General features: G+C 37.3%; 17 protein-coding genes. 10 read left to right on the forward strand and 7 right to left on the reverse strand.

What is annotated here, in order from left to right:
- Positions 1 to 35: 35 nt before the first annotated feature.
- The 5 genes from MHH88_RS01960 (at position 36) to nhaC (ending at position 6,027) form a co-directional block, all read left to right on the forward strand.
- Positions 36 to 530, forward strand: a complete 495-nt coding sequence (locus MHH88_RS01960; protein ID WP_339261273.1) for a DUF1850 domain-containing protein — start codon at positions 36 to 38, stop codon at positions 528 to 530.
- Positions 527 to 2,563, forward strand: a complete 2,037-nt coding sequence (locus MHH88_RS01965; RefSeq protein WP_069512963.1) for a TRAP transporter permease — start codon at positions 527 to 529, stop codon at positions 2,561 to 2,563. Before MHH88_RS01960 ends, MHH88_RS01965 begins: the two co-directional genes overlap by 4 nt.
- A 235-nt stretch (positions 2,564 to 2,798) precedes the next feature.
- Positions 2,799 to 2,942, forward strand: a complete 144-nt coding sequence (locus MHH88_RS01970; RefSeq protein ID WP_339261275.1) for a hypothetical protein — start codon at positions 2,799 to 2,801, stop codon at positions 2,940 to 2,942.
- A gap of 243 nt (positions 2,943 to 3,185) precedes the next feature.
- Positions 3,186 to 4,301: an amidohydrolase gene (locus MHH88_RS01975; protein WP_339261276.1), complete on the forward strand. Its 1,116-nt coding sequence runs from the start codon at positions 3,186 to 3,188 to the stop codon at positions 4,299 to 4,301.
- 277 nt (positions 4,302 to 4,578) lie between these two features.
- The gene (gene nhaC / locus MHH88_RS01980; RefSeq protein WP_339261278.1) at positions 4,579 to 6,027 is read left to right on the forward strand and encodes a Na+/H+ antiporter NhaC; all 1,449 of its coding nucleotides are present in this window, start codon (positions 4,579 to 4,581) and stop codon (positions 6,025 to 6,027) included.
- 182 nt (positions 6,028 to 6,209) lie between these two features.
- Here the strand turns inward: nhaC and MHH88_RS01985 are convergent, their stop codons facing one another.
- Positions 6,210 to 7,412, reverse strand: a complete 1,203-nt coding sequence (locus tag MHH88_RS01985; RefSeq protein WP_339261280.1) for a hypothetical protein — start codon at positions 7,410 to 7,412, stop codon at positions 6,210 to 6,212.
- Between the two features lie 121 nt (positions 7,413 to 7,533).
- On the opposite strand from MHH88_RS01985, the gene MHH88_RS01990 reads away from it, so the two are divergent.
- Together MHH88_RS01990 and MHH88_RS01995 are read left to right on the forward strand one after the other, a co-directional pair.
- Positions 7,534 to 8,646, forward strand: coding sequence for a dipeptide epimerase (locus MHH88_RS01990; protein ID WP_069512959.1), 1,113 nt, complete (start codon positions 7,534 to 7,536; stop codon positions 8,644 to 8,646).
- Positions 8,647 to 8,658: 12 nt separating this feature from the next.
- A complete protein-coding gene (locus tag MHH88_RS01995; RefSeq protein WP_339261283.1) occupies positions 8,659 to 9,339 on the forward strand; it encodes a GNAT family N-acetyltransferase in 681 nt (226 codons plus the stop codon).
- Positions 9,340 to 9,395: 56 nt separating this feature from the next.
- Here MHH88_RS01995 and MHH88_RS02000 read toward each other — a convergent pair whose 3' ends face one another.
- Complete coding sequence (locus MHH88_RS02000; RefSeq protein ID WP_103977521.1) at positions 9,396 to 10,106, reverse strand: Fe-S oxidoreductase; 711 nt, start codon at positions 10,104 to 10,106, stop codon at positions 9,396 to 9,398.
- 117 nt (positions 10,107 to 10,223) lie between these two features.
- Between MHH88_RS02000 and MHH88_RS02005 the strand changes: the two genes are divergently transcribed.
- Positions 10,224 to 10,655: a DUF4395 domain-containing protein gene (locus MHH88_RS02005; protein WP_339261284.1), complete on the forward strand. Its 432-nt coding sequence runs from the start codon at positions 10,224 to 10,226 to the stop codon at positions 10,653 to 10,655.
- Positions 10,656 to 10,919: 264 nt separating this feature from the next.
- On the opposite strand, the gene MHH88_RS02010 is transcribed toward MHH88_RS02005, so the two are convergent.
- The 3 genes from MHH88_RS02010 to MHH88_RS02020 all read right to left on the reverse strand — a co-directional run bounded on the left by MHH88_RS02010 (position 10,920) and on the right by MHH88_RS02020 (position 14,096).
- A complete protein-coding gene (locus MHH88_RS02010; RefSeq protein WP_069512955.1) occupies positions 10,920 to 11,894 on the reverse strand; it encodes a multidrug resistance efflux transporter family protein in 975 nt (324 codons plus the stop codon).
- A 250-nt stretch (positions 11,895 to 12,144) separates the two neighbouring features.
- A complete protein-coding gene (gene pepT / locus MHH88_RS02015; protein ID WP_103977519.1) occupies positions 12,145 to 13,374 on the reverse strand; it encodes a peptidase T in 1,230 nt (409 codons plus the stop codon).
- Between the two features lie 71 nt (positions 13,375 to 13,445).
- On the reverse strand, positions 13,446 to 14,096 hold the full coding sequence (locus MHH88_RS02020; RefSeq protein WP_339261286.1) for a lysoplasmalogenase: 651 nt from the start codon (positions 14,094 to 14,096) through the stop codon (positions 13,446 to 13,448).
- Between the two features lie 193 nt (positions 14,097 to 14,289).
- Here MHH88_RS02020 and MHH88_RS02025 point away from each other — a divergent pair, with 193 nt between their 5' ends.
- Positions 14,290 to 15,969 (forward strand): hypothetical protein, encoded by a 1,680-nt coding sequence (locus MHH88_RS02025; RefSeq protein WP_069512952.1) that lies wholly within the window; start codon positions 14,290 to 14,292, stop codon positions 15,967 to 15,969.
- A 47-nt stretch (positions 15,970 to 16,016) separates the two neighbouring features.
- Here MHH88_RS02025 and MHH88_RS02030 read toward each other — a convergent pair whose 3' ends face one another.
- Positions 16,017 to 16,442 carry a hypothetical protein gene (locus MHH88_RS02030; protein ID WP_339261289.1) on the reverse strand — a complete coding sequence of 142 codons (426 nt, stop codon included), beginning with the start codon at positions 16,440 to 16,442 and terminating at the stop codon, positions 16,017 to 16,019.
- 206 nt (positions 16,443 to 16,648) lie between these two features.
- Positions 16,649 to 17,380 carry a class II chromate reductase ChrR gene (gene chrR / locus MHH88_RS02035; RefSeq protein WP_339261291.1) on the reverse strand — a complete coding sequence of 244 codons (732 nt, stop codon included), beginning with the start codon at positions 17,378 to 17,380 and terminating at the stop codon, positions 16,649 to 16,651.
- A gap of 309 nt (positions 17,381 to 17,689) precedes the next feature.
- On the opposite strand from chrR, the gene MHH88_RS02040 reads away from it, so the two are divergent.
- Positions 17,690 to 19,210, forward strand: coding sequence for an acetyl-CoA hydrolase/transferase family protein (locus MHH88_RS02040; protein ID WP_103977515.1), 1,521 nt, complete (start codon positions 17,690 to 17,692; stop codon positions 19,208 to 19,210).
- Positions 19,211 to 19,264: the final 54 nt, after the last annotated feature.

A 19,264-nucleotide genomic window follows, 5' to 3' on the forward strand; every position in this document is an offset into this window, starting at 1 on the left:
GGGGAACAGATGTGATGCGAAAGAGGAGAATAGGTGTGATCATAGCCGTATGTTGTATATGCTTTGGCATATTTATTTTTCTTCCTCTTCAAAAGGTATTCGCATTTACAGAAACACGGATAGACGATCCAATCGTACATTATATTCCACGAACATCTGATGAGGATTTTCGTATAAGGTACACACACTCTATCCATAAATCTGACGTACTGGAGTATTATCGCTGCGTAGAAGAACAGCGTATTCAAATGATTGGAATGGAGTATGAGGACTTAGCAATTGGGATGCCAGGCTACGCGGAGGAAGACCAAACGTTAACACAACGCGATGGTAAATATTTTTTGCAATTTGACAAGGAAGTCATTGATAATTTCACAATTTATATTGGGGATTTAGACTTAGACCTTGTGTTTGTTTACTTGGAGCATGAATATGATTTAAAAAAAGATTTACAAAGGGGTAAATCCTATTTATTTGAGGTGAAGCGATTATCGCTTTATGAACGATGGAAAGGAGTTAGGATGGAATGACAAAACAGCATGAACGTAACACCGAAGTAAAAGAAGAATTTGAACAAATATCGGCAGAAGCGCAACAAGCGATACTTGAAAAATACGATATCGAATCCAATGTGCGAACGATATCAGGCATTATGAAACATATAATCTTCTTTGGATTATTGGCATTTTCATTGTTTCAATTGTATACAGCAATTTTTGGACAATTTACAGCACCGATTCAACGGACGATACACTTAGGGTTTGGTTTAGCCCTGATTTTCTTATTATTTCCTGCTCGTAGAAAGGCGCCGAAGCATAAAATTGCATGGTTTGATTATATTTTATCGTTATTGTCGGTAGTAGTTGGTTCATATTGGGCATTGAATTATACAGAACTTGTTAATCGCAATGGGACAATTACACAGTTGGATTTTATAGTAGGATTAATAGCTGTCTTTCTTGTGCTTGAGGCTGCACGTCGGGCGGTAGGTTTACCGATAACGATTATCGCAGTATGTTTTTTAATTTATGCCTATTTCGGTCCTTATTTCCCAGCCTTTATGGCGCATAGAGGTCAAGATTTTGAAAGTATCGTGAATCTTATGTTTTATACGACAGATGGTATTTTAGGAACACCGATTAGTGTATCGGCTACATTTATCTTTGTGTTCTTATTGTTTGGGGCATTCCTCGTGAAAACGGGAGTTGGGCAATATTTTAATGATCTAGCTGTAGCATTCGCTGGAAAATTAATTGGTGGCCCAGCAAAAGTAGCTGTCTTTTCAAGTGCTCTACAAGGTATGATTTCAGGAAGCTCTGTTGCCAATGTAGTTACATCCGGTTCATACACGATTCCAATGATGAAAAAGCTAGGATACCGTAAAGAATTTGCTGGTGCAGTAGAAGCGGCAGCTTCTACTGGTGGGCAGTTAATGCCTCCGATTATGGGTGCTGCGGCATTTCTAATGGTGGAGTTCATTGGACGTGGAATTACATATTGGGATATTGCAAAAGCAGCTGCTATTCCTGCGTTGCTGTATTTTACAGGTATTTGGATTATGACGCATTTTGAAGCAAAGCGTGTCGGCTTAAAAGGGTTACGTGATGATCAAATGCCAAATCGCAAAGAGGTATTTAAGAAGATTTACCTGTTATTACCAATCATTTCTATTATTATACTGATGCTAACAGGTACACCTGTTATGCATGCTGCACTATATGGGATTTTAATATCCATTGCAGTCGCGATGTTTAACAAAGATACGCGCTTAAAGCCGAAAGATATTATCGATGCGCTAGTTGAAGGAGCTCGTACAGCACTTGGTGTAGTTGCGGCAACAGCTTGCGCTGGTATTATTGTAGGGGTCGTGGTTAAAACAGGTTTAGGCTTAAGTTTAGCTAATAGCTTAGTAGCTTTAGCTGGAGGAAGTATTATTTTAACACTTGTCTTCGTTATGATTGCTTCACTAATTTTAGGGATGGGTGCTCCAACAACGGCAAACTATGTTATTACATCAACCATTGCAGCACCAGCGATTGTGGCGTTATTATCTCCGAATACACCACAAGAATTAGTGCCAGTTGTTGTCTTATTATCGGCGCACTTCTTTGTGTTCTATTTTGGTATTATTGCCGATATTACACCGCCGGTAGCACTCGCTGCATTTGCGGCTTCTGGCATATCGGGTGGCGATCCAATTAAGACTGGTGTAAACTCTGCAAAACTTGCCATTGCAGCATTTATTATTCCGTATATGATTGTTTTCTCACCAGCATTATTAATGATTGATACAACGATACCGCAAATATTATGGGTAGTCTTTACGGCTGTTACGGGAATGGTTGCCATTGGTGCTGGCGTAATTGGCTATTGGTATCGTAAAGTGTTGTGGTTTGAACGTCTGATTGCCATCGTAGCTGGACTGTTGCTCATCTATCCAGAAAAATTCTCTGATTGGGTAGGTCTCGCAATCTTTATTGTGCTTGTAGTGATTCAAATTTTAACGCAACATAAGTATGGCGGTAACGGTATGGACAATAATAATAAAAGCGTTACAGCTTAATAAATTCGAAAAAAGCATCCAAGTAAATTATTCAATTGGATGCTTTTTTGATATGGAAAATTGATAAGGATGAATATTATTATGTATTCGAAATTATTTTAAGTTTATCTTATCTCGAAAAGAGATGAAATATATACATATTATGCATAATGAGTATTATTTATTGATTTTTAATAAAAAGTTAGTATATAATAAATTTATCAGAAAATTCAATTAATGAAAGGGGTAACGTGGAATGGAACAATTGTTAAACTCGAAATTTGAAACGTATTTGATGGATCAAGAGGTGGAATTGCTGACATCAAGCCAAAATATGGAGGAGCAAACAAATCAAATCCAATATGAAGAATATCCAGAAGGTTTTTTTTCAAGTTTATAACGTATTTTCAAAAAGGCTGTGCTAAAAGTGGAACGATACTTTTAACACAGCCTTTTACTATTGCATAAAAGTATAGTACTGTCACCTTTTTATGAAGTTTACATAAAATAATATGAAGTGTTGAAACGTTTTATTATGAAGTTATATGATTTTAAAATAGATATAGTACTAATTTCATATATACTTTTCTAAAAAGCTTTCATGTATAATGGGGGAGAAAAAAAGGTATATCGAGGTGTGGTTATGACAAGTGCAGCAATGTTAGAAGAATCAATGTATCAATGGTTTGAACATTTTCATAATTATCCAGAAGTAAGTTGGAAGGAGTATGAAACGACTAAGAAAATTGCATCTATTTTAGATGACTTAAACGTATCTTATCGTTTATTAGGTGATGTACCAGGGTTAATTGCTGAAATTGGTACAGGCGATGAGATTGTAGCAGTTCGTGCAGATATTGATGCATTATGGCAAGAAGTGGATGGGAAATGGCGGGCGAATCACTCCTGTGGTCATGATGCCAATATTACAATGGTACTAGGAGCGCTATTATTGCTTAAAGATCGACCGCTGCAACATCGTGTCAGATTTATTTTCCAACCTGCTGAAGAAGTAGGAAATGGTGCTTGTGCAGCATTTGAGCGTGGAGCAGTTGACGATGTTTCGCATTTATTTGGTGTTCACTTGAGACCGATTGAAGAGTTGCCTTTAGGAAAGGTTTCACCTGCTATCCATCATGGTGCAGCTTATTTTCTAGATGGAACAATTCATGGCATTGATGCTCATGGTGCAAGACCGCATCAAGGTAAAAATGCGATTGATGTCATTATGGCAATACAATTAATGTTAAATAGCATTCATTTGTCTCCATTTGAGCCACACTCTGCCAAACTAACTAAGATTATCGCAGATGGTGGCAGTACGAATATTATTCCAGGTAGTGCTAGCTTTTCAATGGATATTCGGGCGCAACATAACCATCAGTTAGAATTACTTCGAAGCCGCATTGAATCGGGACTAAAATCAATACAACAGCAGTTTGAAATTGAAATGAATTGGAAATGGGTCGATTTCACACCTGGTGCAGAGGTTTCACCAATTGCTGCTGATATGGCTAAAAATGCTATTTTAGAAACACTCGGAGAGCAATTTTTGGCTGATGAAATTACAACACCAGGTAGCGATGATTTTCATTTTTATACAGTCAAAAAACCTGAACTAAAAGCGACAATGATTGGCATTGGTGCTAATTTAGTTCCTGGGTTACATCATCCAAAAATGACTTTTGAACGAAGTGCATTAATAGACGCATCGAAAGTACTTGCGTGTGTATTAGAAAAAAAGCCTATCCATAAATAGGTAATTTGAAGAGGTTCTATCCAAGCTCTACACGTTGGATAGAGCCTCTTTTTCCTTGCTTTTTGGGAAGAAATGCATAAAAATACGCGTTTTTGAATGGTTTGTAATTGCTATTTGGAAGCGTTTTTTTGCCCTTTAATATTCAGAATTGCTATAGAAGCATAAAATTTTTGCGTTGACTTTATATTTTTTGAATATTAAGCTAAAAATCGTAAAAATATATTTGCACTGATGAAATGCAAATTTATAATTGGGTGCAAAAAAAGGGGATGGGACAATGAAAAAGGATATTAGTGCAAGTTGGGCGCTCCTGACTTTTGCAATAATGATAACGACAATGCTAGTGACAGTAGTTATATTAGAGCAAAGTCCACACGTGCCACTTATTGTAGGAACAATTGTGGCGGCAATTGTTGCCAAAAAACATGGCTTTAAGTGGATGGAAATAGAGGAAATGATGTATAAAGGTATTCGCCTAGCACTTCCAGCCATTGTCATTATCATTTTAGTAGGTTTGACAATTGGAGCATGGATTGGTGGTGGAGTCGTTGCTACCATGATTTTTTACGGCTTAAAGTTAATTTCGCCAGCTTGGTTTTTAGTAACGATTTTACTATTATGTTCAATCGTTTCGCTAGCAATCGGTAGCTCATGGTCAACAATGGCAACAATCGGTGTTGCTGGTATGGGTATCGGTTTAAGTATGGGGATTCCTGCACCGATGATTGCAGGAGCAGTTATTTCAGGTTCATATTTTGGTGATAAAATGTCACCTTTATCGGATACAACAAATCTAGCTGCAGGCTTAACAAATACAGATTTGTTTGACCATATAAAACATATGCTATATACGACAATACCTGCATTAATTATTACACTTGTCGCATTTGGGTTTATGGGAAGAAGTTTTGCTGACGTAGCCATGAATTCTGAAAAAATACTGACTACGCTAGACGTGATGGAAAAAAGCTTTGTGATTTCTCCATGGTTATTACTTGTCCCAGTTGGCGTTATTGTCATGGTGGCAAAAAAGGTTCCTGCAATACCAGCATTAATTATTGGGATTATTTCAGGTTTCTTATTACAAATTTTTGTGCAAGGTGGGTCGCCAACGATGGCTGTCCAAGCATTACAAGAAGGATTCGCTATTTCGACAGGAAATGAAATGGTGGACGAGCTCTTTAATCGTGGTGGCTTAGATTCAATGATGTATACGGTTTCAATGACGATTGTAGCCATGACATTCGGTGGGGTGTTAGAATATTCAGGCATGTTAAAAGCACTGATGGATGTCGTTGTGAAATTTGCTAAATCTACAGGCAGCCTTATTGCTTCAACAATTGCGGCATGTATTACAACAAATGCAACATGTTCAGAGCAGTATATTTCGATTGTTGTACCTTCTCGTATGTTTGCAGGCGTTTATCAAAACCGTGGCTTGCATTCGAAAAATTTATCGCGTGCGCTTGAAGATGGGGGAACGTTAACATCCGTATTCTTCCCTTGGAATACTTGTGGTGTATTTATATTAGCAACGTTAGGTGTTAGTGCAATGGAATATGCACCTTATGCAATACTAAACTTTGTCGTACCAATTATTTCAATTATTTATGGTTATGTCGGATTTGCCATTGTTAAGATGACACCAGAAGAAATTGAAGAGGCAAATCAACGTAAAAAAGAAGCGCAAGAAAATGATATGAATAATATGGTCGTAGCAGACTAAATTAGAACGGGTTTTGCTTAAATAGAGGGAATACTCTGAAGAATAGTGCTTATTAAAGCCAAAGAGGGCAAGCCCCATCACGTAGCTAACTGTTGGCAAGACGAGACTTTGTAATCATGATGTATACCATGAGGTAAGGTACTTGTTCGCCAAGGAAAGTGCTGTGATGGGGTTTGTCAGTTTTATGAATAAGTTGCAAAATTTAATTCGTAAATTGTACGTGGTCGCCCCTGTTGATGAGTCATTTCTTCGCCAACAATGTTAGCATAGCCGTGGTCAACTAATTTTTTGATAATACGTTCAGTAGTCCGACGAGTAACTTGTAAGTATTCTGAAAGATTTTGCGCTGTAAATTGTGAAGATTGTCGTTCTCTACTAAATTGAATAATTTTCGATATGTTTAACGGGCTTAAGCTTGTCTGTTTAGCCATTTGTAAAATATACGGATCTTTTGTTTTTAAAGAGAGTTTACCTGCTGATTTTGGGAATGGACCTAAAAGATTTTTATGTTCATCTAAAATATAAATTTCATATGGTTTGGAAAATTTTAATGCATATGTAGCATTTTCAGCAGCTTCATAAATTGAGTGCCCATAGCCAAAGGCGAGCCTAAAGGGCGTGCCTATTTGTTGCATAAGGTGCGATAAATTTTCCATGTCGAGAGCATTTTGTAAATGTCCAGCTGTTGTATAAAGCTCATAATAATTAGGGGTAATTTCTTTATAGGTTGCCCGTATAGCTGCTGTAATTTGCTGTACAATGTCTGCACATTGGTTATTTTCAGGAACAGCTAAAAATCCAACGACTGCTTTTGCCGATTCTGATTTAGTAAGCAGTGATCGTGATTTCGTTTCTTCAAGACATTGGATAATGGAACTTTTTGCATCTAACATGCGCATCGCAGGAATGTTTTGTAGCTGTAATTCATCAAATACACTATGAATGCTTGTTATAACAAAATCAATTTGGTTGGCTTCCCAAAGAGCGATATGTTTTTTCAAAATATATTTTGATGTTTCAGTAATGCAGATGGGGTGAACAAATGGTTTTGTTCCGGTATATTCTATCTCTGTTAGAACATTATCGACAAAGATAGGGTGCATGACATCGATAGATACTCTTTGTAAAGGAATTGCTTTATTTGCAATCAGTGATAATAAAGTCGTTGCAATGGTTACCTCATCTTGCTTTAAATAATTCCAAGGAATCGGCAATGATTCCAAGGATGATTGGGCATGTAAATAGGGTAATGTTCCTCCGAGTAAAAGAGCATCACATGGTTTAATTTGTTTTAATAATGACGGTGCTTCGGAAGGCTGATTGTAAAGGTAAAATTCTAATTGAATATTCTCTATGTTTTGTGCGATACTAAGTATACGTTTCATAAAAGCTTTAGAACATATAATTGCTATTTTTGTAGGCATCGGCATCGTTCCTTTTCTATATTTTTTAAGCAATTAACGACGTATTAACGACAACTATAAAATTACAGGAGTATGATATAAAATGAAAATCCAACAAGTAGAAATTTTTGCAATCCAATTACCACTTATCGATCCTTTTATTATTAGTTATGCTACTTATGATACAATGCCTTCTATCATTTTGAAAATAACAACAGATACAGGCATTGTTGGTTATGGTGAAGCGGTACCTGATGAGCATGTTACAGGTGAATCATGGGAAAGTACGTATGCAGTGTTAAAACACCAACTTGTCCCAGCAATTATTGGAGAAAATCCAATGGCTTTTGAAAAAATTCACGATAAAATGAATCACATCGTAAAGGATGTGCCTGCTGCCAAAGCGGCAATTGATATTGCATGTTTTGATATTGCTGGTAAAGCGCTTCAAGTACCAGTATATCAGTTACTTGGCGGTCGCTATCATGAGAAATTCCCGATTACCCACGTGTTAAGTATTGGCACTCCAGAGGAAATGGCAAATGAAGCAGCTAGACGCGTAGAAATGGGCTATCAATCATTTAAAATGAAGGTAGGAACGGAAGTTAGACGTGACGTTGCTCGTATCAAAGCAGTACGTGAGCGTGTAGGCGAGGAGATTGCTATTCGTGTAGATGTCAACCAAGGATGGGGTAATGCCTCTACAACTTTACAAGGTTTACGTTTACTAAAAGATTTAAATATTGATTGGTTAGAACAGCCTGTTGATAGTGAAGATATTGACGGCATGGTAGAAATTAAATCTAAATCTGATGTCACGTTAATGATTGATGAAGGACTTCGAGGCGTACGTGAGATGCGTGAAATTATTTTGAAACGTGCAGCAGATAAAGTAAATATTAAACTAATGAAATGCGGTGGAATTTATCCTGCTATGAAATTAGCTGTCATGGCAGAAATGGCAGGTATCGAATGTCAAATTGGTTCAATGGTTGAGTCATCTGTAGGTTCAGCGGCTGGTTTCCATGTAGCATTCTCGAAAAAAATTATGACTAGTGTAGAATTAACAGGTCCACTTAAATTCTCGAAGGATATCGGTAATTTACACTATGATGTACCGTTCATTTGTCTGACAGAAAAACCAGGCTTAGGTGTCGATGTAGATGAAGCAGTACTTAAGGAACTATGTGAATTTTCAACAATAGTCACAGCTTAAGGAGGCGTTAACATGGATAGAATTTATGAAGGAATGCTAGGAGAAACGCCTTTTTATGTTACGAAATTACAACTTCAGCATTTACCTGCGATTGAGAAGTTACAGCAAGAAGTTTACGAGACTTTGCCAGACCAAAGCATTTTACAGCCTTTAACGACGGAAGAATTTGAGTACATTTTGCAGGGAAATGGTTTGATGATTGGGGCATATGTGGAGCATGAGTTAATCGGCTTTCGAGCATTGTTAAATCCACCTATTGATAACGATCACCTTGGCTATGATTGCGGAATTCCAGAGGATCAGTTCCATCGTGTTTTATATCAAGAGATATCCAATGTTTCCCCACATTATCGCGGCTACGGATTACAAAAAACATTAGCAACGGTTGTGATGAACGCTATTGATTTGGATTGCTACGATTATGTTTGCTCTACAGTTAAACCGTATAATATACCGAGCTTAAAAGATAAATTTTCACAGGGGCTTGTGATAAAGGGCTTGAAGATTAAGTACGTTGATAAATTGCGATATATCTTCTATAAAGATTTACAACAGGGGCAACCGGTTTATACTGAGAAACAAGCTGTTTTGATGGGAGATACAGCCATGCAGCAGCAACTGTTAAAAGCGGGATATATGGGGACTTCCATGTATGAAGAACAAAATGACTGGTTCGTACTATATGAAAAATAGGATTTAAAATGAAGGAGTGCCTTCCTTTCACACAGTGTGAGAGGAAAGGCTTTTTTTTATTTCTTTAGTGGGCAAAATCCACAAGCAAGTAAGCCAGGAATATCTTTCGAAAAGCAACAAGATTTACGGACAGGAACGTTAACTAAATTCGTGGGGCTTTGACCACCAGTATAGTCAGCCCACCAAGACTTTTGTGAAAAACGAGCCCACGTTTTAGGGTTCTCTAAAGCCTCAATATCTTCCATTGCCTGATCTGCTAAGCCGGGGTTAGACAACAGTTGATGATAATGCCAAAGTAGATAACCAAAGAAATTTTCCCAAATGGTTAAAGGAGAGATGGATGTTACTTTACGCAGTTGCTGAACGATGACATGCCCATCATATAAAATTTTTTCAATCACAGATTGTCTTTCATCTTCATCCACGTAACGCCAATCATTGGGGTTCACAAACATGGCAACTGTAAAGCTATTGAATTCCTTGGCCGCATCAAAACGAATTTCAATTGGCTTTCCATCCCATACTTCATCATAGGCAGCAAGCATATATAGCTGCATTGCAAAAAACATACCATAGCGACGTGCAAAATGGGAAATAGCTGCGGTTTCCGTTGCCGCATCTGTAATGCCCATCATAAGGTTTAAAAAATCGGGATGGTAAAAGTCTTTATGTATATCAGCTAATGTAAATAATGTTCGTTTTGGTTCTGTTGTATATATACTGTAGGAATTCAATTGTCTTACTTGATCCATCGTTAAAGCTGGCATTGTCATCACCTTTTCTTTTCAATCATTAACATCAATTATAAATTAATCATTTTTACTTCACAAATGGAATGCAATATAGTAAAATACATTAAACATATCTGAAAGGTAGGTTTTTAAATGTCATTGCCACATGCAATTCCAAGACCACTTGTACGACTCAATCAATGGACCATTTTGTTAAGTGTCATAGTGACATGGGCAACAGGGCTTGCTTGGATATTAGTCATTCCTTTAGTCGCTAATTTACTTGGTGTTTTATGTAATTTTAATCCCATTATACGATTTGGAAAACTATTTTTGAAAAAAGCACCAGCTTCCTATATACCTGAAGACGCCCAACAACAAAAATTTAACTCTAGTATTGCTAGCATATGTTTAGCTGCTGGATTCGTTGGGTTTTTCTTTAACTGGTATGTAGTAGGATATGTATTTACAACAATGGTAGCCATCGCTTCATCTGTTGCTATTGCTGGTTTTTGTATCGGTTGCTTTTTACATTTTCAGCTAAAACAGTGGCAATACAGAAGGTCCCTTAAGAAGGCATTGTAAGTATTTGAAAAATTTTTAAGTTAATTTAAAGATAGTAGTTGACAATTTAATTGATAATGATTATCATTATCATTGTAAAGATTATTCCTCCTCTACAAAACGAGTGTAGAGAGGATGAACTTTAGCTACTTTTCTCCAGAAGTTTGCTAGTTCATAAAGCGCTCCTAAAACCCCCCTCATTTTTTGGGAACGTAAAATCTCTAGACGGCTTATTCCTACGATGAATGAGCCGTCCTTTTTATTTTTTAGCAACACCCGCATATGTTACGAAGATTGTTCAGAAGGGGAGGTCTGTTGGGCAATATTCTTTTTTCCAAGTACCATTGTATAGTAGCTATGCAACAACATACCGACAATAATAATGCCAAGTCCAGCAAGGGCAATTGGATCAGGAAAGGCAATGTTAAGTAGTAGCACCTCACCAATAATGACAAATAGTATTTCAGTTGATTGGGTTGCTTCCACAGCGGCTAGTTTGCCTTGATGTTCGCGCACACGGTCTGTGGCGATAAAAAATAGAATGGTGGCAATGACACCAGAGCTAATCCCCACTAGTAGCGATTGTAGAACTTGATTTAGTGAAGGTAGACCAACCGTTAAAACAGCATATAGCGCCATGATAATCCATGCAGGCATGGAAGCAACGGTCATACCAAGCACGCGCTGAAATGTATCAATACGCCCTCCGCAGACTTCCATCATTTTTCGATTACCGAGTGGATAAGCAAAAGCAGCAATCACTACAGGTAAAATCCCTAGCAGTAGATTTTTAGTTGGGGCAGACTGTGCCTGTGGTACTTGAATAAGCAATATCCCAACTAGAATTACACATGAAATAAGTAAGGAAATTAACGGGATTTTCTGACGTACTGTTTTTCCTGCGATTACTGATACAAAAAGGGGAGCTAAAAGGACACCAGCAACGATTGTAAATTGCCATGTACCCGAAACGAGCCAACCTGGGCCGAATGCTGCAGCGAATGTAAGTGGTGCATAAAATAGTACAAATCCAACGAAGCTCCATAGAAGCCATGCCCTTGGTTTGTTTTTCATTTCATTGGTAAGCGGTGAAAAGCCCTTACGATAGAAGACAATAGCTAGTAAAAACGGCAACATGAAAAAATAACGAAGTGATGCACTCCAGAGCCAGCTACCGCCTTGCATTTCCATCGCGTGATTTAAAATAAATGTTACCGCAAAAAAAAGTGAGGCTAAGATGCCTAATGCAATTTCTTTCATAATTCATCACCCTTAACTTTTATGTAATTTGAAAATTCAGTCATTAATTTTGGCAGTGATAAGTAATCACTGGTGTTTATATAGTAAGTAAAAATCCGCGTTGCCTCCTAAGGAAGTAAATGCACGACATTGCGTAAGCTGTGCTTATCGTGCCTTGCCCTTTGGGAGCCAAGCGGATTTTAGTATCTGAAAGACTTTGTAGAAAGTCTTTCTTTTTTAATATTTCTTATTGCTTGAAGTAAAGTTAAACTTACTTGCCCTGTTGTTCAAATAGTTGCACGATTTCAAGAATTACTTGTGTCGCTTTTTCCATTGTTTCACCAGAGACATATTCGAATTTACCGTGCATGTTTTCTCCACCTGCAAAAATATTTGGTGTTGGTAAACCCATGTAGGAAAGTTGAGAACCATCAGTTCCACCACGAATCGGTAATGTATTCGGGGTAATATCTAATTTTTCCATTGCTTGACGGGCAATGTCAACAATTTCTTTTACAGGCTCGATTTTTTCACCCATATTATAGTATTGATCCTCGATAGAAATTGTCAGCGCATCCTTGCCAAATTGTGCTTGTATTTTGGCAGCAGCATCTCGCATTAATTGCTTTTTCTCTTCGAATTTTTGACGATCATGGTCACGTACAATATAAGAAAGCTCTGTATGTTCAATAGCCCCTTTGAAGTCCATTAAATGGATGAAGCCTTCATAACCTTCTGTTTTTTCAGGTACTGCATCTGTAGGCATTTCATTTTGGAAAGCAATCGCCATCGTAATAGAGTTGACCATTTTATTTTTAGCTGAACCTGGGTGTACACTCGTTCCCTTTGTTGTTACTTTAACGCCAGCAGCATTAAAGCTTTCAAATTGTAGCTCACCAAGCGGTCCGCCATCCATTGTGTAGGCATAGTCAGCGCCGAATGCAGCGACATCGAATTTATGTGGACCGCGGCCAATTTCTTCATCAGGTGTGAAAGCTACGCGAATTTTACCATGCTTAATAGCAGGGTTATTTATTAAGTATTCCATAGCAGTCATTATTTCAGCGATGCCAGCTTTATCGTCCGCACCTAGTAATGTTGTACCATCTGTTGTAATTAGCGTTTGGCCTACATAATTTTTTAGTTCAGGAAATTCAGTTGGAGACATGATTAAATTTTCGTTTAATTGAATGTCACCGCCATCGTAGTGATCGATGCGTTGAGGATTTACATTTGTACCAGTGTAGTCTGTAGCTGTATCCACATGCGCTAAAAAGCCAATTGTAGGAACTACTTTATCTGTATTTGCTTCAAGTGTTGCAAATAAATAGCCATTGTCATCTAGTGTAATGTCTGTTAAGCCGATTGCAGCCAATTCATCCTTCAATACATGCAATAAATTAAATTGCTTTTGAGTGGAAGGAGTAGTTTCACTTGTGAAGTCGGATTGTGTATCGATTTTTGCGTAGCGAATTAATCGCTCGATTACTTGTTCTTTCATAGGTATATGCAGCCTCCTTTGTAGGTGTCTGGCACTCAAACAATTCTGAATTGTTTGAGTGCCAGGCACTTTCATTGTACCACTTTACTTCGGATTTCGGAATATTGAAGGATGCTCAATGCAATAAGTATTTGCGCACTATAATAGGTCGTCATAATAATCTCATGCGCAAAAGGTAATGGCATGATAAACTTATTAATCGCTAAATAGGAATCGGATGTGATAAATAATAAAGCGCCAATAATAGCAAAGGGAGAACTGGTACGAATAGCCGTCCAGCCCATCGTTAAAATGATAGAAATATAAGCAAGAACTGCAAAAGTAAGTACGGTTTCTCCGGATTTAAACACGGTACTGGCAATCCAGATAGCCATTGCGGCACCATATAAAAGTAATCCGATTTTTGCCCAAGTCGGTACTGGCTGTTCACTAGTACTTGAAAAGGCGAAGATATAAAAAACATGACCGATTAAGAAACTTGTAAGACCAATCAGAAACCATTGTAAAGTGTAGTCTCCTATCATACAAAATACTAGACCTATAATAATGAATCGCTGATATTTTTTAATCGACTGTGCTTTTTGGGTTATCGCCATAAATATTAACAAAATCATTGGAATGACTTTGAATATTAGTTTTACACTTTGGTCAATATGCGAGAAGAAAAAAATATAATAAAGACCAAACACAATGATACATGTTAACAACAATTTTTTTGCCAAATTTTTCAGCCCCTTTTCTTTGAAATTCTCTATTGATGCTTAAAATCCTTTATTCATCATTAAGCGGTTTTATTCAGAAAATTTCTTTCACCAAAGAGTAGAAGGGAAGAAGTGTCCATATAATTTATGTTTGAAACTTTTTTAGTATGTAACCGTAAATAAGAAGACAGTAAGTGAGGAGAGGGTGAACGAAATGACTAAGCTATTGATAGCTTCTGCAGTCATTGCAATTATTGCGAGTGTATTATTAACACCGCTAATAACGAAAAAGCGTGAAGATGGACAATCGAAAAAAGTAATTGGCTACTTTTTTATCGGAGTCTTTGTGATAGGATTTATTGCATCAGGTATTACACTGTATGTTACAAAAATTGATGTTAACTGGCTTGTTTTTTGGCCAGTGATTATACTACTCACTTTATGTGGAGCGTTTCTTGCAAGTGGTATTGAAAGAAAAGTGAAAGGTGTTTTATTTTTAGCAAGCTTACTAGTCGGCGTGTATGTATTGTCCGCACCGCTATGGAATGCTAACGATAAATTCAAATCTGCGGAAATGAAAGAAGAGGTTGAAATCAAGCCGTTTGATGAAACACAAACCCCAGCGAGTGTTCCACCTAAATTCGTCCGCAATAAAATGAAAAAAGCTTTCGGTCAAGTACCGAATACAAGCTATTATGAACTAGGACGTTTACAAATCCAAAAGGTAAATGGTGAATATGTATATATTGCGCCTGTTGAATTTTCAGGTTTCTTTAAATGGATGAACGGCAAAACGACACCTGGTTATTTTACAATGAGTGCGACGGACTCAGCGGATAACCCAAAATTTATCGCACAGGAAATGAAATATGTTCCTTCTGCCTATTTAAATGCTAATTTAGAGCGTCACATGCGCTTACAACATCCATTCCTTATTTTCTATGGAGATGTTCAGCTTGAAATTGATGATGACGGTAAACCGTACTATATCCGTTCGTACGGGGAGTTTATATCTGCTCGAAATGGCTTTGATGTACAAGGGATTGTCCTTGTAGATGCATTGACAGGTAAATCTGAAATTGTGAAATTAGCAGATGTTCCAGCATTTATTGATGGGGCTGTTTCACCTGAGACAGTAAGTTTACAAAATAGCTATTACGGAAAATATGTGCATGGTTACTGGAATAGTATGTTTGGCAAAAAAGATGTCAAATTACCTTCTGATGAAGGGACTGAATCGAATGTAAGTCCAATCTTTAATGAGGAAGGCGAAATGTACTATTTCACAGACTTCACGAGTCCAAAAGAGGGCGTGGATTCAATGCTGGGCTACTCATTAACGAATGCACGAACTGGTGAATCGACGTATTATACAGGAAATCAAGATGCTTCATATATGGATTCACAAGGGAATCTGCAAATTATTGAAAAGAAATTTATTGAGAAAAAGTGGGCAGGAGAAATGCCTGTATTGTATAACTTTTACGGAGAAGCAAGTTGGTTAACAGCGGTGCTCGATGCGAATGGCTTTTTACAAAATTATTTCATCGTTTCCGCAGCAAATCCTGAAATTTCCGCCTATGCAACAACACCAAAAGAAGCGTTGAAATTATATAAAACAGCGCTTAGTCGTGGAGGAAGTACGGTTGAAGGTAGTTCGAATGCGGAAGAAAAAAATGCAAGTGGGACAGTACTACGCGTTTATAAGGAACGCCTAGGTGACTTTACCATTGTATCGTTTTTACTGAATAATGGTGAAAACTATTCAGTAAGTGCAGAGACGGAGCCTCTTGCGATTTATTTACAAGAAGGTGATGAAGTAGTTATTACGTATGGTGAAACAGGAGAGCAGTTTTTACCAGTACGCTCGCTCATTATTAAAGGATTACAATAAACAAAAGACGATCAGCACAATGCACTTTGTTGGCTTGATCGTCTTTTTTATGTAGTTTGCGTTTCAATGTAACGGTGCATTTTTTCTTTATGATTTGTAAAAAGAGTAGAGGCATGATCATTTAATGCCAGTATCTCTTGAATATAACCATGTAACAAATTCTTTTCATATTCAAAAGAGAACGATGTTTCACTTTCTATCATATGCTCCAATAAAAGTGCATGTAGCACAACCACTTCTAGGTTCTGCGTATTCGTGACAAATTTTAAATTTAAAATGGTTGTATAGGAAACGAATTGATCGACGTAGGTAATAGCTTCTTTGTATTGTTTAATATCAATATGTTGTTCAAGCCTCTTTCTTAAAAGTACACACTCATTGTTTAAGTCTTGTATTTTTAAAAATAAACTTCTTACACTTCTCTTATGTTGTTGTTCTAGGGTACGAGCAAGATGCTTATTAACATAAGACATTTTTGCATAACTCCTTTCGAGATAGGGTTCTTCTTCTATTTAATATTAATGGAAAGGTAGGAAAAGGAAAGAGTCTTTTCGTTTAATTTGTACCTGATTTTAACAGATCATGCAAGACAAAAATACTACATAAGCTATAAATAATAGTTCGAAATATAAAAAAAGTGGAGTTATTATCATACGATAGTAACTCCATAAAGAAAAAGTTATTTCCAATTAAAACCTTTCTGTGCTAAGAAGCGATTGATGAAAGGACGACGTTGTTCAATTAAAAAATCAGCCATTTGCTTTGTCCAGTTATCAATTTTACGATTGGAGGAACGACTATTGTAGTAATCTTCCATCGTTGCATTGTAAGCTGGTAAAAGTTCCTCGTATTTTTCACAATTGTACTCATTTTCATGTAGGACAGCAGCTACTGGTAAGCGAGGTTTCACTTCATTGCGTCGTGCAGGAACGCCAATTGTTAAACCGAACAATGGGAATACATAATCAGGTAGATTCAACAATTCGCTAATTTCTTCAGGTTTGTTACGTACACCTCCAATATAGCAAATGCCATAGCCCATTGATTCAGCAGCAATCACAAAGTTTTGTGCGAATAACGAAACATCTGCTACACCAACGAGGACATTTTCAGCCGAGTCTGCCACAATATCAACGCCTTCTAATTTCCCAGCCATTTGCAGACGTTTAAAGTCTACGCAAAAAACAAAAGCACCACCCGAAGTTTCGTATTGACGTGGATTGCCAGAGAGTAAACCGAGCTGTTCTTTTTTTGCTTCGTCTGTTACCCAAATTACGCTATAGGCTTGTACAAAGTGAGAGGTTGCCGCCATCTGTGCTGTCGCAATTAAATCCTCGACAATTTCTTTCGATATAGGATTTCCATCGTAAATACGTACTGAAGAGTGGTTACGTAATAATTCTTTCACCATTTAAAAATTCTCCTTTTCCCCTTAAATATACCAAGAGCATATCACGCTTTTTCGCTAAAATCGAATAAAATTCAATATTAAAAACTTAAAATCATTTATAAAAAACTATTTTTGAATAATATGAGAGAGGACTAAAATACCTCGTAAAGTAAAATATATTGTTAGATATAGCTTAAATGTTCTCTTTAGTGTAAAATTATGTATGGCGACAGATTATTTATCTACTGTATTTTGACATTTGTGGGTGTACGGATGTATAGGACAAATAATCTAGTTGAAGCAATTAAATGTGGGATGGAGGAATAAGGAATGGATGAAAAGTTAGCAAAAAAGCTTCGTAATGAACAGTTACGAAACAAAGTTGTAACAGCAGAAGAAGCAGCATCTTGGATTAAGGACGGCATGGTACTTGGTATGAGCGGATTTACACGTGCAGGCGATGTGAAAGTGGTACCGCTTGCACTTGTGGAGAAAGCGAAAACAGAAAGCTTCAAAGTAGATGTATATACAGGTGCATCACTTGGACCAGAAGTCGACCAATACTTAGCCGAAGCGGGTGTAATTCGCAAACGTGGTCCTTTCCAAGGAGATCCAGGTATTCGAAACATGATCAATAGAGGAGAAGTCACTTATGTTGATGCCCATTTATCACATAATGCGGAACTAGTACGTCAAGGTATTATTGGTCCGATTGACTTTGCTATTATTGAAGCTGCTGCAATTACAGAAGATGGCTTATTAATTCCTACAACTTCAGTTGGTAACTCTCCGATTTTCGTACAAGAAGCAGATCAAGTAATCATCGAGCTAAACGTAGCCCAGCTTGATGCATTAGAAGGTGTGCATGATATTTTTGTACCAGGACCACAAGGTAAACGTGATCCAATTCCAATGCTAAATGCGTCAGATCGTCTTGGCACAATTGGCATTCCACTAGACTTAGACAAAGTAAAAGGTATTGTTATTTCAGATATTTTAGATGCTCCATCAACAATTGTTCCAGCTGATGAAGAAACAGATATTATGGCAAATCATTTGCTGAACTTCCTGCGCGAAGAGATTAAAGTAGGTCGTTTAACAACAAGTTTACGCCCGTTACAATCAGGTGTAGGCTCAGTAGCAAATGCTGTATTACTAGGTTTCAAAGATTCCGAGTTTGAGAATTTAGAAGTTTATTCAGAAGTACTGCAAGATGCTGTTTTTGAATTAATGGATGCTGGGAAAGTAAGCTTTGCATCTGCTACTTCTATTACCCTATCGGAAGAGGTAGGAAACCGTGTTTATGGAAATTTTGAAAAATATGCTGATAAATTAGTATTACGTCCACAGGAAATTTCTAATCATCCGGAAATTATCCGTCGACTCGGTTTAATTTCTGTAAATACAGCGCTTGAGCTAGATATTTATGGGAATGTAAATTCAACTCATGTTTCTGGCACACGAATGATGAATGGGATTGGTGGTTCTGGTGATTTTGCTCGTAATGCCCGGTTAGGTATTTTTGTGACGAAATCATATGCAAAAGGCGGTAAAATTTCTAGTATCGTACCAATGGTTTCGCATGTGGACCATACAGAACATGATGTAGATATTATTGTCACAGAACAAGGTGTTGCAGACTTGCGTGGTTTAGCACCGAAAGAGCGTGTAGGTCGTATTATTGAAAACTGTGCGCATCCAGATTATAAGGATCAATTATGGGCGTACTTTAACGAAGCGAACGAGGCAACAGGCGGACACCATACACCACATATTTTAGAAAAAGCGCTTTCTTGGCATGTCAATTTAGCTAAGAACGGTACAATGCAAGATCCATCATTTGCAAAATAATGATATAAAAAAGCCTTGAGAGTTTGTTTGTTGTCTCTCAAGGCTTTGATTTGT

It is taken from the genome of Lysinibacillus sp. FSL K6-3209, assembly GCF_037976175.1.
Classification (GTDB): domain Bacteria; phylum Bacillota; class Bacilli; order Bacillales_A; family Planococcaceae; genus Lysinibacillus; species Lysinibacillus sphaericus_D.

What these genes read in the sequence shown, in the direction of transcription:
- MHH88_RS01965 (WP_069512963.1), top strand. Translation starts at nt 527, where the DNA reads ATGACAAAACAGCATGAACGTAACACCGAAGTAAAAGAAGAATTTGAA.
- MHH88_RS01970 (WP_339261275.1), top strand. Translation starts at nt 2,799, where the DNA reads ATGGAACAATTGTTAAACTCGAAATTTGAAACGTATTTGATGGATCAA.
- MHH88_RS01975 (WP_339261276.1), top strand. Translation starts at nt 3,186, where the DNA reads ATGACAAGTGCAGCAATGTTAGAAGAATCAATGTATCAATGGTTTGAA.
- nhaC (WP_339261278.1), top strand. Translation starts at nt 4,579, where the DNA reads ATGAAAAAGGATATTAGTGCAAGTTGGGCGCTCCTGACTTTTGCAATA.
- MHH88_RS01985 (WP_339261280.1), bottom strand. Translation starts at nt 7,412, where the DNA reads ATGAAACGTATACTTAGTATCGCACAAAACATAGAGAATATTCAATTA.
- MHH88_RS01990 (WP_069512959.1), top strand. Translation starts at nt 7,534, where the DNA reads ATGAAAATCCAACAAGTAGAAATTTTTGCAATCCAATTACCACTTATC.
- MHH88_RS01995 (WP_339261283.1), top strand. Translation starts at nt 8,659, where the DNA reads ATGGATAGAATTTATGAAGGAATGCTAGGAGAAACGCCTTTTTATGTT.
- MHH88_RS02000 (WP_103977521.1), bottom strand. Translation starts at nt 10,106, where the DNA reads ATGCCAGCTTTAACGATGGATCAAGTAAGACAATTGAATTCCTACAGT.
- MHH88_RS02005 (WP_339261284.1), top strand. Translation starts at nt 10,224, where the DNA reads ATGTCATTGCCACATGCAATTCCAAGACCACTTGTACGACTCAATCAA.
- MHH88_RS02010 (WP_069512955.1), bottom strand. Translation starts at nt 11,894, where the DNA reads ATGAAAGAAATTGCATTAGGCATCTTAGCCTCACTTTTTTTTGCGGTA.
- pepT (WP_103977519.1), bottom strand. Translation starts at nt 13,374, where the DNA reads ATGAAAGAACAAGTAATCGAGCGATTAATTCGCTACGCAAAAATCGAT.
- MHH88_RS02025 (WP_069512952.1), top strand. Translation starts at nt 14,290, where the DNA reads ATGACTAAGCTATTGATAGCTTCTGCAGTCATTGCAATTATTGCGAGT.
- MHH88_RS02030 (WP_339261289.1), bottom strand. Translation starts at nt 16,442, where the DNA reads ATGTCTTATGTTAATAAGCATCTTGCTCGTACCCTAGAACAACAACAT.
- chrR (WP_339261291.1), bottom strand. Translation starts at nt 17,380, where the DNA reads ATGGTGAAAGAATTATTACGTAACCACTCTTCAGTACGTATTTACGAT.
- MHH88_RS02040 (WP_103977515.1), top strand. Translation starts at nt 17,690, where the DNA reads ATGGATGAAAAGTTAGCAAAAAAGCTTCGTAATGAACAGTTACGAAAC.